The sequence below is a fragment of the Mesorhizobium sp. M0306 genome, from assembly GCF_040321655.1.
Classification (GTDB): domain Bacteria; phylum Pseudomonadota; class Alphaproteobacteria; order Rhizobiales; family Rhizobiaceae; genus Mesorhizobium.
Genome location: NZ_JAMYRY010000018.1, coordinates 66844 through 79657, shown reverse-complemented (window position 1 = coordinate 79657; position 12814 = coordinate 66844). Strand labels below are relative to the sequence as shown.

The 12814-nt window shown below is 63.6% G+C and carries 15 protein-coding genes; 5 read left to right on the top strand and 10 right to left on the bottom strand.

Features of this window, described 5'->3' with window-relative positions; all coding sequences use genetic code 11:
- Position 1: 1 nt before the first annotated feature.
- Positions 2–487, top strand: a complete 486-nt coding sequence (locus NKI95_RS22370) for a GNAT family N-acetyltransferase (protein ID WP_352719398.1) — start codon at positions 2–4, stop codon at positions 485–487.
- On the opposite strand, the gene NKI95_RS22365 is transcribed toward NKI95_RS22370, so the two are convergent.
- The 3 genes from NKI95_RS22365 to NKI95_RS22355 all read right to left on the bottom strand — a co-directional run bounded on the left by NKI95_RS22365 (position 477) and on the right by NKI95_RS22355 (position 3839).
- A complete protein-coding gene (locus NKI95_RS22365; protein WP_352719397.1) occupies positions 477–1139 on the bottom strand; it encodes a DUF805 domain-containing protein in 663 nt (220 codons plus the stop codon). The genes NKI95_RS22370 and NKI95_RS22365 overlap by 11 nt on opposite strands.
- Before the next feature lie 70 nt (positions 1140–1209).
- Positions 1210–1923, bottom strand: coding sequence for a DUF805 domain-containing protein (locus tag NKI95_RS22360; protein ID WP_352719396.1), 714 nt, complete (start codon positions 1921–1923; stop codon positions 1210–1212).
- Between the two features lie 83 nt (positions 1924–2006).
- A complete protein-coding gene (locus NKI95_RS22355) occupies positions 2007–3839 on the bottom strand; it encodes a DEAD/DEAH box helicase (RefSeq protein ID WP_352719395.1) in 1833 nt (610 codons plus the stop codon).
- A 201-nt stretch (positions 3840–4040) separates the two neighbouring features.
- Here NKI95_RS22355 and NKI95_RS22350 point away from each other — a divergent pair, with 201 nt between their 5' ends.
- Complete coding sequence (locus NKI95_RS22350) at positions 4041–4184, top strand: hypothetical protein (protein WP_352719394.1); 144 nt, start codon at positions 4041–4043, stop codon at positions 4182–4184.
- A 106-nt stretch (positions 4185–4290) separates the two neighbouring features.
- Entirely contained in the window at positions 4291–5325 is a 1035-nt protein-coding gene (locus NKI95_RS22345; protein ID WP_023680535.1) for an aspartate-semialdehyde dehydrogenase, read from the top strand.
- Between the two features lie 188 nt (positions 5326–5513).
- On the opposite strand, the gene NKI95_RS22340 is transcribed toward NKI95_RS22345, so the two are convergent.
- Positions 5514–5921: an ACT domain-containing protein gene (locus NKI95_RS22340; protein ID WP_352719429.1), complete on the bottom strand. Its 408-nt coding sequence runs from the start codon at positions 5919–5921 to the stop codon at positions 5514–5516.
- A 259-nt stretch (positions 5922–6180) separates the two neighbouring features.
- Here NKI95_RS22340 and NKI95_RS22335 point away from each other — a divergent pair, with 259 nt between their 5' ends.
- Both NKI95_RS22335 and NKI95_RS22330 read left to right on the top strand, forming a co-directional pair.
- Positions 6181–6591: a DoxX family protein gene (locus tag NKI95_RS22335; RefSeq protein WP_352719393.1), complete on the top strand. Its 411-nt coding sequence runs from the start codon at positions 6181–6183 to the stop codon at positions 6589–6591.
- Positions 6592–6775: 184 nt separating this feature from the next.
- Complete coding sequence (locus NKI95_RS22330) at positions 6776–7039, top strand: YMGG-like glycine zipper-containing protein (RefSeq protein ID WP_352466510.1); 264 nt, start codon at positions 6776–6778, stop codon at positions 7037–7039.
- A gap of 72 nt (positions 7040–7111) precedes the next feature.
- On the opposite strand, the gene rpsP is transcribed toward NKI95_RS22330, so the two are convergent.
- The 6 genes from rpsP to NKI95_RS22300 form a co-directional block, all read right to left on the bottom strand.
- Complete coding sequence (rpsP, locus tag NKI95_RS22325) at positions 7112–7513, bottom strand: 30S ribosomal protein S16 (protein ID WP_352719392.1); 402 nt, start codon at positions 7511–7513, stop codon at positions 7112–7114.
- Positions 7514–7563: 50 nt separating this feature from the next.
- Positions 7564–7890 (bottom strand): chorismate mutase, encoded by a 327-nt coding sequence (locus tag NKI95_RS22320; RefSeq protein ID WP_254817890.1) that lies wholly within the window; start codon positions 7888–7890, stop codon positions 7564–7566.
- Positions 7891–7897: 7 nt separating this feature from the next.
- The gene (ffh, locus tag NKI95_RS22315; protein WP_352719391.1) at positions 7898–9499 is read right to left on the bottom strand and encodes a signal recognition particle protein; all 1602 of its coding nucleotides are present in this window, start codon (positions 9497–9499) and stop codon (positions 7898–7900) included.
- Positions 9500–9909: 410 nt separating this feature from the next.
- On the bottom strand, positions 9910–10872 hold the full coding sequence (locus NKI95_RS22310) for a CPBP family intramembrane glutamic endopeptidase (RefSeq protein ID WP_352719390.1): 963 nt from the start codon (positions 10870–10872) through the stop codon (positions 9910–9912).
- A gap of 147 nt (positions 10873–11019) precedes the next feature.
- Positions 11020–11622 carry a DUF1236 domain-containing protein gene (locus NKI95_RS22305; RefSeq protein WP_352466507.1) on the bottom strand — a complete coding sequence of 201 codons (603 nt, stop codon included), beginning with the start codon at positions 11620–11622 and terminating at the stop codon, positions 11020–11022.
- 63 nt (positions 11623–11685) lie between these two features.
- On the bottom strand, positions 11686–12780 hold the full coding sequence (locus tag NKI95_RS22300) for a zinc-binding metallopeptidase family protein (RefSeq protein WP_352719389.1): 1095 nt from the start codon (positions 12778–12780) through the stop codon (positions 11686–11688).
- Between the last annotated feature and the right edge of the window lie 34 nt (positions 12781–12814).

Below are 12814 nucleotides of genomic sequence, written 5' to 3'. Positions count from 1 at the left end.
CATGTCGGTCGACGTCCGCTGGGCGACGACCGGGGATGCCGCGGCACTCGCCACCATGCTTTGCGAAATGGCGGTGCATTACCGGCAGCCGCCACTCGACGCCAGCCAGACTTTGTCGGCGGCGCAGAAATGGCTTGGCGACGAAAGCCCGGCCTATCCGCATTTTGCGCTCGCCTTCGTCGATGGCGAAGTTTGCGGGCTGGCCTCGGTTGCGATCGCGCATCCCGGCATCGATCTCGAGCGGCTGCTGTTCCTCAAGGACCTGTTCGTGCGCGATACCGCCCGCGATGGCGGTGTCGGTCGAGCGCTGATGGTATTCCTCGCCGGCCATTGCCTGCGCGAGGGCATCGGCCGCATCGACCTGACCACCGAGGACTGGAACGAGGGTGCGCTGCGCTTCTACGACGGGCTCGGCGCGGAGCGCCACGGCCAGAAAGTCTTCCTCAGGCTTTCGAGCGAGGCGCTGAAGGCGGTCGCTAAGCCGTGACGCCGGCCGGCATCGCGCCCCAGCGATTTTCGCCAAATTGAGACGGAACCAATCCGAGGATGAGAAAGGTCACGCCAGCCGGAGTGAAGCAAAGCAAGGCAAGCCATCCGGTTAGCCCAATGTCGTGCAGACGGCGCACGATAAGCGCGATTAACGGCAGCATCATTGCCAGTACGAAAAACAAAGCAGGAAGGTAGCCGATCGACGTCCTTGGGCCGTCACCGAAACCGCCTATCGCCAGGTTGAGGAGAATGCCGAATCCGGACAGCGCGACGAGCACGACGATCGAGCAGATATAGAACCCCCAGAACTCCTTGCGGCGAGCGCGGCCGGTGAAATTGCGATAGTCGTAGACTAGCGCGCGCCGGAAATAGGCCCATAAGCCCATGGATTGGGCCGGCTGATTTTCGGCGGCACGGCCAGGCCGTTGCGGTTGTGCCGCGCGTGACGGCGAGGTATCGCTCGCTGCTGCCGTTATGGCGACGATATCGTGCGCCGTCCTGTCGTCCGCTCGGAACTCGACAAGCGCGCCCCTAGCAAGCGACACTCCCTGGCTCACATCCTCACGCGCGAAGATATAGCGCTTGCCGTCCGCTCCGTTGATGTAGCCGTAGTCCTGATCCTCGTCGTAGTGAAACACTGCGCCGCGCATTGCCTGCCCCTGGATTGCGTCGCAGCTATGCTATTTAAAGTTGCATACAATTGCAAGATGCGCGTTAAAGTTAAACCCCGACACCCGCCGGCACCGAACCCCATTGGTTTTCGCGCGACTGGGTCGGGATCAGCGCAAAGATCAGGATGATCAGGCCGCCGAAGGTCGGGATCAGGAAAAGCAGGAAGAGCCAGCCGGTCAGGCCGATATCGTGCAGGCGACGCACGTTGAGCCCGAACCACGGCAGGGCTGTCGCCAGCAGGAAGAGGCCGCAGAGGCCGACCGTCACTGCCGGCAATTCACTGTTGTCGAGATTGCCCATGGCGTCGTCGATGAAGACGCCGAGCCCTATGACCACGATCAGCGCAATCGTCCAGAACAAACAATAACCCCAATATTCCTTGCGGCGTGCACGGCCGGCGAAGTTGAAATAATTTTCGGTCAGGCCCAGCAAGAAGTAGCTCCACAGGCCGGTGGATTCGGCGGTATGGTTTTCAGCGGACCGGCCGAAATGTTGCGGCTGACGTACCCCGGGCGCATTTCCGGCCTGAGATGGCGCGGCGGTTGCAGTGGGGGCTTCGGCGGGCGCGCCGGCAGGTTGGGCGCGGATCAAAAAAACATCGCGTGCCCGTCCGCCAGCCGGCTGGAATTCGACGGTCGTGCCTCCGGCAACCGATGCTTCGCGGCGCAAATCTTCGCGCGCCAAAGTGTAGCGGTTGCCGTCGGCTCCGGTGATGAAACCGAAGCCCTCGTCTTCATCATAGTGAAGCACTTCGCCGCGCATGTGCTGCTCCCTTGCCCGCTGCCAGACTGGGCAAAGTTCCGGCAGACCGCAAGGGGCGTGCACGAAATGGAAGGGCCGGCTATTTACCCCGGCCGTTTCTTCGATTTCTTGTGTTTCGCCGGTCCGCCTTCGAACTTCGCCTTGGCCGGCTTGCCGGCCCAGGGCTTTGCCTCGAATGCCGGGCGCTTGTCAGCCGGTGCGCGCTTCTCGAATTTGGGCGCGTTTTGATCGAATGTCCGCTTGCCGCGGTGCGGCTTCTTGTCGGGCCGTGGCTCCTGATAGCCGGCCCGCGACAGATCGGGCGTGCCGTCCAACCGCTTGACCGCGATGTTGCCCTGCAGCTTGCGGTCGGGACCGATCGCCGCCAGAAAACGCTCGGCCCAGTCCGCTGCGATCTGCACGAAGGTTTCTTCCGGCTGCATCTTGATGGCGCCGATCTCGCGCTTGGAGATGCCGCCTGTCCGGCACAGCATCGGTATCAGCCAGCGCGGCTCGGCATTCTGCCGGCGTCCAACCGACAGCGAAAACCAGACGCTGTCGCCGAAATCGTCGCGGCGGCTCGGTGCCTCTTCCCGGCGCGCAAATTTTTCGCCCGACGGCGTGAACGGTGCCACGTCGAGAAGGTCCTCCGGCGCCGAGCGGCTGGAGCGGCACGTCCGTACGAAGGCGGCGGCGACCTGTTCGGGCCCGTGCTGATCGAGAAGCGCCTCGACGAAGCCGCGCTCCTCATCCTTCATAGGCTCGCTGAAGACCGGGTCGGCGAGAATGCGCTCGTCATCGCGCCGTATCACGTCGTCGGCGGAGGGCGGGCTCGCCCAGGTCGCCGCAAGGCCGGCACTTTGCAGCAGCCGCTCGGTGCGCTTGCGGGCATTATTGGGCACGATCAGCGCGCTGACGCCCTTGCGGCCCGCCCGTCCCGTCCGCCCGCTTCGGTGCAGGAGCGTCTCCGGGTTGGTCGGCAGGTCGGCATGGATCACCAACTCGAGATTGGGCAGGTCGATGCCGCGTGCCGCCACGTCGGTGGCGATGCAGACCTTGGCGCGGCCGTCGCGCATCGCCTGCAGCGCGTGGCTGCGCTCGTTCTGGCTAAGCTCGCCGGACAGCGCCACGACGGAAAAGTTGCGGTTGTTGAAGCGCGCCGTCAAATGGTTGACGGCGGCGCGCGTGTTGCAGAACACCAGCGCGTTCTTGGCCTCGTAAAAGCGCAGCACGTTGATGATGGCGTTTTCGCGGTCCGCCTGGGCGACGCTCAGCGCCCGGTATTCGATGTCGAGATGCTGCTTTTCCTCGCCGGAGGCCGAGATGCGCACGGCATCGCGCTGGTAGCCTTTGGCCAGAGTGGCGATAGAGCGTGGCACAGTGGCGGAAAACATCAGCGTGCGGCGCTCGGCAGGGGCAGCATCGAGGATGAATTCCAGATCCTCGCGAAAGCCGAGATCGAGCATCTCATCGGCCTCGTCGAGTACGACTGCCTTGAGCTCAGACATGTCGAGCGAGTTGCGGGTGATGTGGTCGCGCAGGCGGCCGGGCGTGCCGACGACGATATGGGCGCCACGCTCCAGCGCGCGCCGTTCGGTGCGCATGTCCATGCCGCCGACGCAGGACGCTATCGCTGCCCCGGTCAGCTCATAGAGCCATTCCAGCTCGCGCGTCACCTGCAAGGCCAGTTCCCGCGTCGGCGCCACGACCAGCGCCAAAGGTGCCGCGGCATGGGAAAAGCGCTCCGCGCCATCGAGCAGCGTCGGCGCCAAAGCCAGACCGAAGGCGACGGTCTTGCCGGAGCCGGTCTGGGCCGAAACCAGCGCATCGGCCTGGCCAAGCTCGAGAACCGCCTTCTGCACCGGCGTCAGCTCGACATAGCCGCGTTTTTCCAGCGCCTTTGCCAGCGCGGGAACAATAGCTTCGAAATTGGACATCTTGCTCTTTCGAAATTCGGATTCTGAATACCCGGCGACGGGTCAAATGTCGGCAAGCGCCACGGACGGGCGCCACGAGCCAGACGATGCTCGTTCGTACTTGGTGCCGCCGTCATTGTACAGGGCGGGCGGGTCGGCCTGGTTGCGATTGACTCTGGACGCAAACCGCGTAAAAGCCGGCACCGAACGGGATAGTTTTCGATGCGCGGCCTTCTGATGGCGCCCCTTGCATTCGACATCCCCGGCCCCAATGCGAACCATTGGGCCGGACGCTTCGGCGCGTCTTTCCGTTCCAGCAAAATCACGTTCAAAAAAACCGGCAAAACGACCACCAAAACGGTCTGATTCCCTTGGCCTAACCACCCTCTCCCGGGTCCGGCCCGGGGGTTGAAACCCGCATCGGCCGGCGGGTTTTCTCCAGAAACCGAGCGGAGAGGGACAGGAGATTTCGATGAGTTTCAAGGTTGCGATCGTCGGCGCCACGGGCAATGTGGGCCGGGAAATGCTCAACATACTGGAAGAGCGCGGCTTTCCGGTGAGCGAGGTGGTGGCGTTGGCCTCGCGGCGCAGCCAGGGCACGGAAGTGTCGTTCGGTGACCGCACGCTGAAGGTCAGGGCGCTCGACCAATATGATTTTTCCGACACCGACATCTGCATCATGTCGGCCGGCGGCAACGTCTCCAAGGAATGGTCGCCGAAGATCGGCAAGCAGGGCTGCGTCGTCATCGATAATTCGTCGGCCTTCCGTTACGACCAGGACGTGCCGCTGATCGTTCCGGAAGTGAACCCGGATGCGATTTCGCTGTTCACGCGCAAGAACATCATTGCCAACCCGAACTGCTCGACGGCGCAGCTGGTCGTGGCGCTGAAGCCGCTGCATGACGCGGCCACCATCAAGCGCGTCGTCGTCGCCACCTACCAGTCGGTCTCCGGCGCCGGCAAGGAAGGCATGGACGAATTGTTCACGCAGACGCGCGCGGTGTTCGTCGCCGACCAGGTCGACGTCAAGAAGTTCACCAAGCGTATCGCCTTCAACGTCATCCCGCATATCGACGTCTTCCTCGACGACGGCTTCACCAAGGAAGAGTGGAAGATGGTGGCCGAGACCAAGAAAATGCTCGACCCCAAGATCAAGCTGACGGCGACCTGCGTGCGGGTGCCGGTGTTCATCGGTCATTCGGAAGCGGTCAACATCGAGTTCGAAAAGCCGATCACCGCCGATGAGGCGCGTGAGATCCTGCGCGAGGCGCCGGGCTGCCAGGTCATCGATAAGCGCGAGGACGGCGGCTACATCACGCCGCTGGAATCGGCCGGCGAGGACGCCACCTTCATCTCGCGCATCCGCGAGGATTCGACCATCGACAACGGCCTGTCGATGTGGATCGTCTCCGACAATCTGCGCAAGGGCGCGGCACTCAACGCGGTGCAGATCGCGGAGCTGCTGGTCGAGCGCGGGCTGATCCAACCGAAGAAGAAGGCGGCATAACTTTTTCGCTCACGGCCGTATCGCCGCTACGCGGCTGGCCTCCGCAGGGGCGCCGGATAACCGGCGGCCCGCAGTCGCGGGCTCGGCCTTCGGCCGTTAGCTCCCTTCTCCCCGTTCACGGGGAGAAGGTGCCGGCAGGCGGATGAGGGGCAGCACAGGCGTCTCAAATAGGCAGCAAGGCGCCGGCGTCACAGCCGGTTCTCCTCCGCCAGGTCCAATAGCAACTCCAGCGCCTCCTCCGCCCGGTCGGCGGGCACGAACAGGTGATCGTGGTAGAAGGCCGAGACCGGATTGACGCCGATGCCGGCCGCGGCCAGTCGCGCGGTGATGGCGGCGAGGAAGCCGACCGCTTCCAGCGACGAATGGATGTTCAGCGTCAGCATCCGGCAGCGGAACACGGTTTTCAGGCCAGCGGCCTTGGCCTGGTCTTCAAGCACGATCAGCGTCATGCCCTCGCGCTCGCGAAACAGCATCACCGGGTGGACCCTGTCGGGAACAGGCGCATCAGGTGGCAACGTGGTGAAGGCATGAACGCCGGCAAGCAACTCCGGCGTCATTGCCGCCAGCAACTTTTTCAGGTCGGTCTCTCCGGCCATCGGTTGCTTTCGTTGTGCGATCAGGCGGCTGCTGCCGTCGAGCGCTCGGAAGATTCCCTTGCGGATTTCCAATAACGCTCTCCACCTCACCCCACAAGGTGGACTTGGCCAGGCTCGTTGCTGACTGAACTTGCACATCCAAGGTCGCCGTCCCCCGGAGCTGAAAAAGAGCTGGAGGCGTGTCGGATTGCCGTCATGGGCCGCGTCCTTGGTTCGAGCTGGCAGAAGAGCCAGTGCTCGAAACGACCGGAGGAACTCAATGACCATGTCTCAGGCAGCACCTGTCTCACCGCGCGCCCTGTGGGCCGGTCGCGTGCTCAGCGCCGTCATCGTGCTGTTCATGATCTTCGACGGCGTCATCAAGCTACCACCGCTCGAAATCGTCACCCAGACCATGGTGCAGCTCGGCTGGCCGGCCGATGCCAATATCTCGCGCATGCTCGGCATCATTGGATTGGTCTCGACAGCGCTTTATGCGCTGCCGCGCACCTCGGTGCTCGGCGCCATCCTACTCACCGCCTATCTCGGCGGCGCCATCGCCACGCATGTGCGTATCGGCAGCCCTTTGTTCTCGCACATACTGTTCGGCGTCTATCTCGGCGCCATCCTCTGGGGCGGCCTGTATCTGCGCGATCCAAGGCTGCGCGCGTTATTCCCGTTCAGCCAATAGCAGCGGCTTCGAAGCCGTTCGATGGCGGCCACGCCGCCAGAGCGGCCGCGGTCCGCCTTTCTACTCTTTGGATCAAATTGAGCGCCGCCGGGCGGCAGCCGATCTTCTTCTTTGGATCAAATCGCCTGGTTGCGAGTTAGGGGGTGCAGCGGCGAGGACGGCACCCTGTTGGAGAGGAACGACAATGAAAAAGGTGATGATTTTGATGGCCTTGCTGGTGCCGCTCGGCGCCTGCTCCCGTACTGAGCAAGGCGCGGCAGTTGGTGGCCTGGGCGGTGCGGCGGTCGGCGCTGCGGTGGCCGGCAACCCGACCCAGGGCGCGGTGATCGGCGGTGCGGCCGGCGCCTTGGCCGGTGCGCTGATTGGCCGTGCCAGCGAAAGCGGCCAATGCCGCTATCGCGATCGCAACGGTCGTGTCTACGTTGCGAGCTGCCCGGAAGGCTATTGATCGGGCCGCATCATATGGATGCAATAACGAAACGGCGGGCAAGGCCCGCCGTTTCGCGGTTGTGGAGATGATTTATTCGGCGCTGGCGGCTTCCCCCTCGGCCGGCGCGGCTGCAGCGGCGGCAACGGCCGCGGCGGCATCTTCCTGAGCCTTCTTCAGCAAGGCTGCGCGCTCCTGCGCCTTCTTGCCGGGCTCAGCCTTCTTCGGGTTGGAGCGGGCTTCGCGCTTGGCGATGCCGGCTTCATCGAGGAAGCGCAGCACGCGGTCGGTCGGCTGGGCGCCATGCCACAGCCAATGCTTGACGCGCTCGGCGTCGACCTTGACGCGTTCGCCGTCCTTGGGCAGCAGCGGATTCCACGAGCCGAGCGACTCGATGAAACGACCGTCGCGCGGCGAACGCGCGTCGGCGACGACGACATGGTAATAGGGACGCTTCTTCGAGCCCGCACGGGCCAATCGGATTTTCAGTGGCATTTCTTTTCTCCTAAAAGCTCTGATTTGGTTGATCGGTTGGTGGCTGGTCCTCAGCCGGTTTTCGTCACGCCGTTGGATGCGGCGATCTGCTCGTGATGGCGGATCACTTCGCGGACGACGAAGTTCAGGAATTTCTCCGCGAAATCCGGGTCGAGATGGGCGTCCTTGGCCAGTTGGCGAAGACGGGCGATCTGCTCCTGCTCGCGCGCCGGGTCGGCAGGCGGCAGGCCATGTTCCGCCTTCAGCACGCCGACCGCCTTGGTGCAGCGGAAGCGCTCGGCCAGCATGTGGATCAGCGCCGCGTCGATATTGTCGATCGAGGCGCGATAATTGGCCAGCGCCGCACGCGCGTCCGCCATGTCCTTCTCTTCGTTCATGGCGCCCTCACTTCTTCTTGCCGAGGCCAGGCAGCCCGCCACCGCCCGGCAGGCCGGGAAGTTTCATGCCACCGGGCAGCCCAGGCAGGCCACCGCCGGCGGGAAGACCACCGGGCAGGCCCTTCATGCCGCCGAGCCCGGCCGCCTGCGCCTGCTTCTGCAAGGCTTCGAGCTGCCTGGGGTCCATCTTGGAGAGGTCCGGCATGCCGCCGCCCATCATGCCGCCTGCGCCGCCAGGCATCATGCCGCCGAGCCCCATCTTGGAAGCAAGCCCGCCCATCATGCCGCGCATCAGGCCGCCGCCTTTGCCCTTGCCGCCCATCGCCTTCATCATGTCGGCCATGCCGCGATGCATCTTCAACAGTTTGTTGATTTCGGCGGCGTCGGTACCCGAGCCGGCGGCGATGCGCTTCTTGCGCGAGTGCTTCAGAATATCGGGGTTGGCGCGCTCGGCCTTGGTCATCGACGAGATGATGGCGAGCTGGCGGCCGAACATCTTGTCGTCGAGACCGGCGGCGGCCATCTGGTCCTTCATCTTGCCCATACCGGGCATCATGCCCATGATGCCGCCCATGCCGCCCATTTTCGACATTTGCTGAAGCTGGCCGGCGAGGTCGTTCAGGTCGAACTTGCCCGACTGCATCTTCCTGGCCATCGCCGCCGCCTGTTCGGCGTCGATGTTCTCGGCTGCTTTTTCGACGAGGCTGACGATGTCGCCCATGCCGAGAATGCGGTCGGCGATGCGCTTGGGGTGGAATTCCTCCAGCGCGTCCATTTTTTCGCCGGTGCCGATCAGCTTGATCGGCTTGCCGGTGACGGCACGCATCGAGAGCGCCGCACCACCGCGCCCGTCGCCGTCCATGCGGGTCAGCACGAGGCCGGTGATGCCGACGCGCTCGTCGAAGCTTTTTGCCAGATTGACGGCGTCCTGGCCGGTCAGCGAATCGGCGACCAGCAGGATCTCGTGCGGCGACGACATCTTCTTGATGTCGGCCATCTCGACCATCAACGGCTCGTCGATATGGGTGCGGCCGGCAGTGTCGAGGATGACGATGTCATGGCCGCCGAGCTTGGCAGCCTGCACGGCGCGGCGGGCGATATCGACCGGCGTCTGGCCGGCGACGATCGGCAATGTGGCGACCTTGACCTGCTCGCCGAGCTGGCGGAGCTGCTCTTGCGCGGCGGGACGCCGCGTGTCGAGCGAGGCCATCAAGACCTTCTTGTTTTGACGGTCGGTGAGGCGCCTGGCGATCTTGGCCGAGGTCGTCGTTTTGCCGGAACCCTGCAAGCCGACCATCATGATGACGACCGGAGCCGGTGCATTGAGGTCGATGGCGACGCCCTCGGCGCCGAGCATCTCGACCAGCTCGTCATGGACGATCTTGACGACCATCTGGCCGGGCTTGATCGACTTGACCACGGCGGCGCCGACGGCCTTCTCGCGCACCTTGTCGGTGAAGGAACGCACCACTTCCAGCGCCACGTCGGCCTCGAGCAACGCACGGCGAACCTCGCGCAGCGCCGCCGAGACATCAGCCTCCGACAAGGCGCCGCGGCCGGTGAGGCCGTTCAGGATGGAGCCAAGGCGCTCTTGTAGGGACTCAAACATTGGTCAACCCGCCGCGCGACAGCGCCTTGGATTCATTTTGATCCCTGTCGGGCCGATGGCCCTCCACGCCTCTTGTGCGTTCCTGTAGCGATTCAAACATTCTTTTTCCTTTTCCCTGGCACCCGGATGATGCCCGAGAGGTAATGCGTTCGCGCCAACTGTCCAAGCAAAAGCCGGTCCGGGCAAAGCCCAAAGCCAAAAAGCACCCGGGGGCGCACAGCGCTGCCGGGTGTTGGCCTCCGGGATCGATTTACAGCACTTCACCTCAAAGAGGTTTCGGCGTCCCGGTCGGTTTGCTCGGAGGAATACTCGTCGCGGAATTCGCGGCGTGTAGACAGGAAATCACCCGCAGAGTCAAGCTTTGGTCAAGCTTTGCGCCAGATATGCTCAGAACGACCAGGCAAGGCGCATCAGCGCACGCTGCTGGCGCGGGCCATATCCGGCTCGACCTTCAGCGGCGAGCGCGGATGCAAAAGCAGCAAAACGGTCAACAGGCTGCTGACGATGCCGATCGCAGCGATGAGGGCGGCATCTAAAGTCGTCCAACCGGCGGCTTCGAGCGGCTTGGCGTTGAACAGGGCGAAAGAATTATAGCTTTGCTGATGCGAAATCAGCAGGAAGCCGGTCAGATTGTTGCCGAGATGGGCGCCAAAGCCGGCACCGAGATTGCCGGTTGCGTAGACCAGAAGCGTCAGCAACAGCGCAAAGGCGGCGATCGAGGCCAGCACGCAGGCATTAATCGCGGGGCTCGAACCTGGGCTCCAATGTAGCGAGGTGAACAGCAATCCCGGCAGCAGCGCCCAGATGAATGGGTTCTGGAACCGGCTGGCCAGACCCCTGAGCAGATAACCGCGAAACAGCATCTCCTCCGACGAGGTCTGCAGAAAGGTCAGGGCGGCGATCGGGATCAGGAACAAAAGCCACGAGGACAGGCCGATCGCGCCGCGCGCGATGTCGGGCTGCAAACCATAAAGCAGGATCTCGGAAAGCAGCGAGGTGATCAGCACCGCGGCCAACCCTTTCAGGAACCCTGACCATGAAATGCGCCGGCTGACGCCGATCAGGACCGTCAGCTTCTCGCGATGGATCCAGCGCATGGCAGCCCAAAGGCCGAGCCAGATTCCGGCAAATGAAGCCAGCGCCGCGAGGATGCCCGCGGGAGAGGCCATGAAATCCTGCACCACCCCTGGCGGGGCGGTGCCTGACGACGCCTGCCACACGGCAAAGGCATAGGTGCCGCCGAACAGCACGGCGGCAGTGGTTCCGAGCCAGAACAGGACGACGACCACCGTTCCAAGCACAAGGCGCGGCAAGGTGGTCTTGTTGTTGGCGGTGTGCCGGTACTGTTGGAAGGCGGTTGGGTCGATGATCACGCGGGCTCGCTGGCTGGTGCTTCGGCTCGCAAGGTCTAGGACATCGGGCCCGATGTGGAAACCGGTATTGCAGCGGCAATGCCGGCTTGTGGCAATGTCGGGGTGTGAGCGGCCGCCATTACAGGGCGACCGCCCTGTTTTGCGACGTCAGCGCACGACGTACACGATACGCCGGCTGCTCGGATCGACCAGCGCCGGCTGGCCGTTCACATAGACGTAGCGATAATCATAATCGGGTATCTCGCGCAGCTCGACGGTGTCGGGCAAAGTCGCGCCGGTAACCACCTCGCCTTCGAGATAAACCGGATCGAGCCGGTTCGTTTCGACATAGGTGCGGATCTCGGCCGGCGGCCGCCGGATGGGCTCGATTGCCTCGCCGGCAACGATCGCTCCGGTATAAGTGTCGGAGTATTCGGCGCTATCGGCAGGCGGTGTCACGACGGCAATGTCGGCGCTGGCCGGACGCTGTGTCAGAACCACACGGCTGCCGCCGAAATCGGCCGTCACATAGTCGGAATAGACCCAGCCCTGGCCGTTGGCCTCGGCGATGGTGCACCATTTGCTGTTGGCGATGCAGCCGTCGAGCGTCGCCGACTGGCCGGCGGCGAGCACGCCGATGACCGGATATTGCGGCCCGGGGCCGGCGCGTACATTGAGATCGGTGATGGCCGAGACGGCGGTGTCGGCCAAAGCAGAGCCCGACATCGCTATGAGCGCTCCGGCCACCGCCGGAAACAATATGCGTTTCATGATTTTCTCTCCGTTTCACAGTCCCTTGGGACGGAAAACGAAGCAAAGCCGCATGCGTTCCGGCTAAAAGGCTTCGGCCGGCTCACGATTTGTTCCAGTAGTTTTCGGCAGGTCGGTCAAAAGCTCGTGAACAAAAGCAAGTTTTTGCGCCGCCACGTCCGAGATGACGAAGGGATAGAGATCGGGCAGGCCCATGCAGCGGTTGATCGAGTTGGACGCCTCCGACAGCACCAGCCAGCGGTCGAGAATCCTTTCGAAAGGCTCCGGCCTGGCGGCGGGTTCCGATGGTGCCGGCTGCAGCTCGCCGCCGGTATCGGCGCGCGGCAACTCGTTGGCTTCAACGGTCTCCAGCCGGCCGAGCGGGAAATTCAGTGCATGCACCATCTCCAGTGTGTCGGTGATGTGCATGTGATGCGCCCATGTCTCGGCCCAGTCCTCCCATGGGTGCGACGTCGCATAGGCCGAAATATGCCGCTGCTGCCAGTCGGGCGGCGCGCCATCGGCATAATAGGTTTTCAGCGCTTGTTCGTAGTCGGCGCGTTCGTCGCCGAACAAGGCGCGAAAACCGGCAAGCTTCTGCGGATCGTCACGGATCAGGCGGTCCCAGTAATAATGGCCGAGCTCATGGCGGAAATGGCCGAGCAACGTGCGGTAGTTTTCGCCCATCTCGACGCGCCGCCGCTCGCGCTCAGCCGAGTCCGCCTCGGCGACGTTGAGCGTGATCAGGCCGTTGTCATGGCCGGTCAGGATGCGCTCGCCGCCGGGACCGCCACCGATCGGATCGGCAAGAAAATCGAACGCAAGGCCGATCTCGTCGCTAGGGTTCTGCTTGGGTGCGACCGGCAGGCCGAAAGCGAGCAGCGAATAGACGGCACGCTTCTTTGCCGCCTCGACACGGATCCAGCGGCGGCGATTGCCGTCGACCGACAGATCCGGGATCAACTGGTTCAGCGCACAGGCGCGGCAGAAGGCGTGGCCCGGCTCCGCCATCCAGTTGCAGGCGCATTCGTCGGCATTGGTGCAGTGAAAGGCATCGGCGCCGGGCAGCGCGAAGCGCGCGTCCTCAGGATCATAAAGCACGAGGCTGGCGCAGTTCAGGCACTGCGCGTTCTCGAAATAGAGACGGTGGCCACAATGCGGGCAGTCGAAAAGCTTCATTGGCGTCTCAAATCATTCGAAATGCGGAGGACGA

Bases quoted from the DNA above. Each gene is read 5' to 3' on its own strand.
- NKI95_RS22370 (WP_352719398.1), top strand. From the start codon at position 2: ATGTCGGTCGACGTCCGCTGGGCGACGACCGGGGATGCCGCGGCACTC.
- NKI95_RS22365 (WP_352719397.1), bottom strand. From the start codon at position 1,139: ATGCGCGGCGCAGTGTTTCACTACGACGAGGATCAGGACTACGGCTAC.
- NKI95_RS22360 (WP_352719396.1), bottom strand. From the start codon at position 1,923: ATGCGCGGCGAAGTGCTTCACTATGATGAAGACGAGGGCTTCGGTTTC.
- NKI95_RS22355 (WP_352719395.1), bottom strand. From the start codon at position 3,839: ATGTCCAATTTCGAAGCTATTGTTCCCGCGCTGGCAAAGGCGCTGGAA.
- NKI95_RS22350 (WP_352719394.1), top strand. From the start codon at position 4,041: ATGCGCGGCCTTCTGATGGCGCCCCTTGCATTCGACATCCCCGGCCCC.
- NKI95_RS22345 (WP_023680535.1), top strand. From the start codon at position 4,291: ATGAGTTTCAAGGTTGCGATCGTCGGCGCCACGGGCAATGTGGGCCGG.
- NKI95_RS22340 (WP_352719429.1), bottom strand. From the start codon at position 5,921: ATGGCCGGAGAGACCGACCTGAAAAAGTTGCTGGCGGCAATGACGCCG.
- NKI95_RS22335 (WP_352719393.1), top strand. From the start codon at position 6,181: ATGACCATGTCTCAGGCAGCACCTGTCTCACCGCGCGCCCTGTGGGCC.
- NKI95_RS22330 (WP_352466510.1), top strand. From the start codon at position 6,776: ATGAAAAAGGTGATGATTTTGATGGCCTTGCTGGTGCCGCTCGGCGCC.
- rpsP (WP_352719392.1), bottom strand. From the start codon at position 7,513: ATGCCACTGAAAATCCGATTGGCCCGTGCGGGCTCGAAGAAGCGTCCC.
- NKI95_RS22320 (WP_254817890.1), bottom strand. From the start codon at position 7,890: ATGAACGAAGAGAAGGACATGGCGGACGCGCGTGCGGCGCTGGCCAAT.
- ffh (WP_352719391.1), bottom strand. From the start codon at position 9,499: ATGTTTGAGTCCCTACAAGAGCGCCTTGGCTCCATCCTGAACGGCCTC.
- NKI95_RS22305 (WP_352466507.1), bottom strand. From the start codon at position 11,622: ATGAAACGCATATTGTTTCCGGCGGTGGCCGGAGCGCTCATAGCGATG.
- NKI95_RS22300 (WP_352719389.1), bottom strand. From the start codon at position 12,780: ATGAAGCTTTTCGACTGCCCGCATTGTGGCCACCGTCTCTATTTCGAG.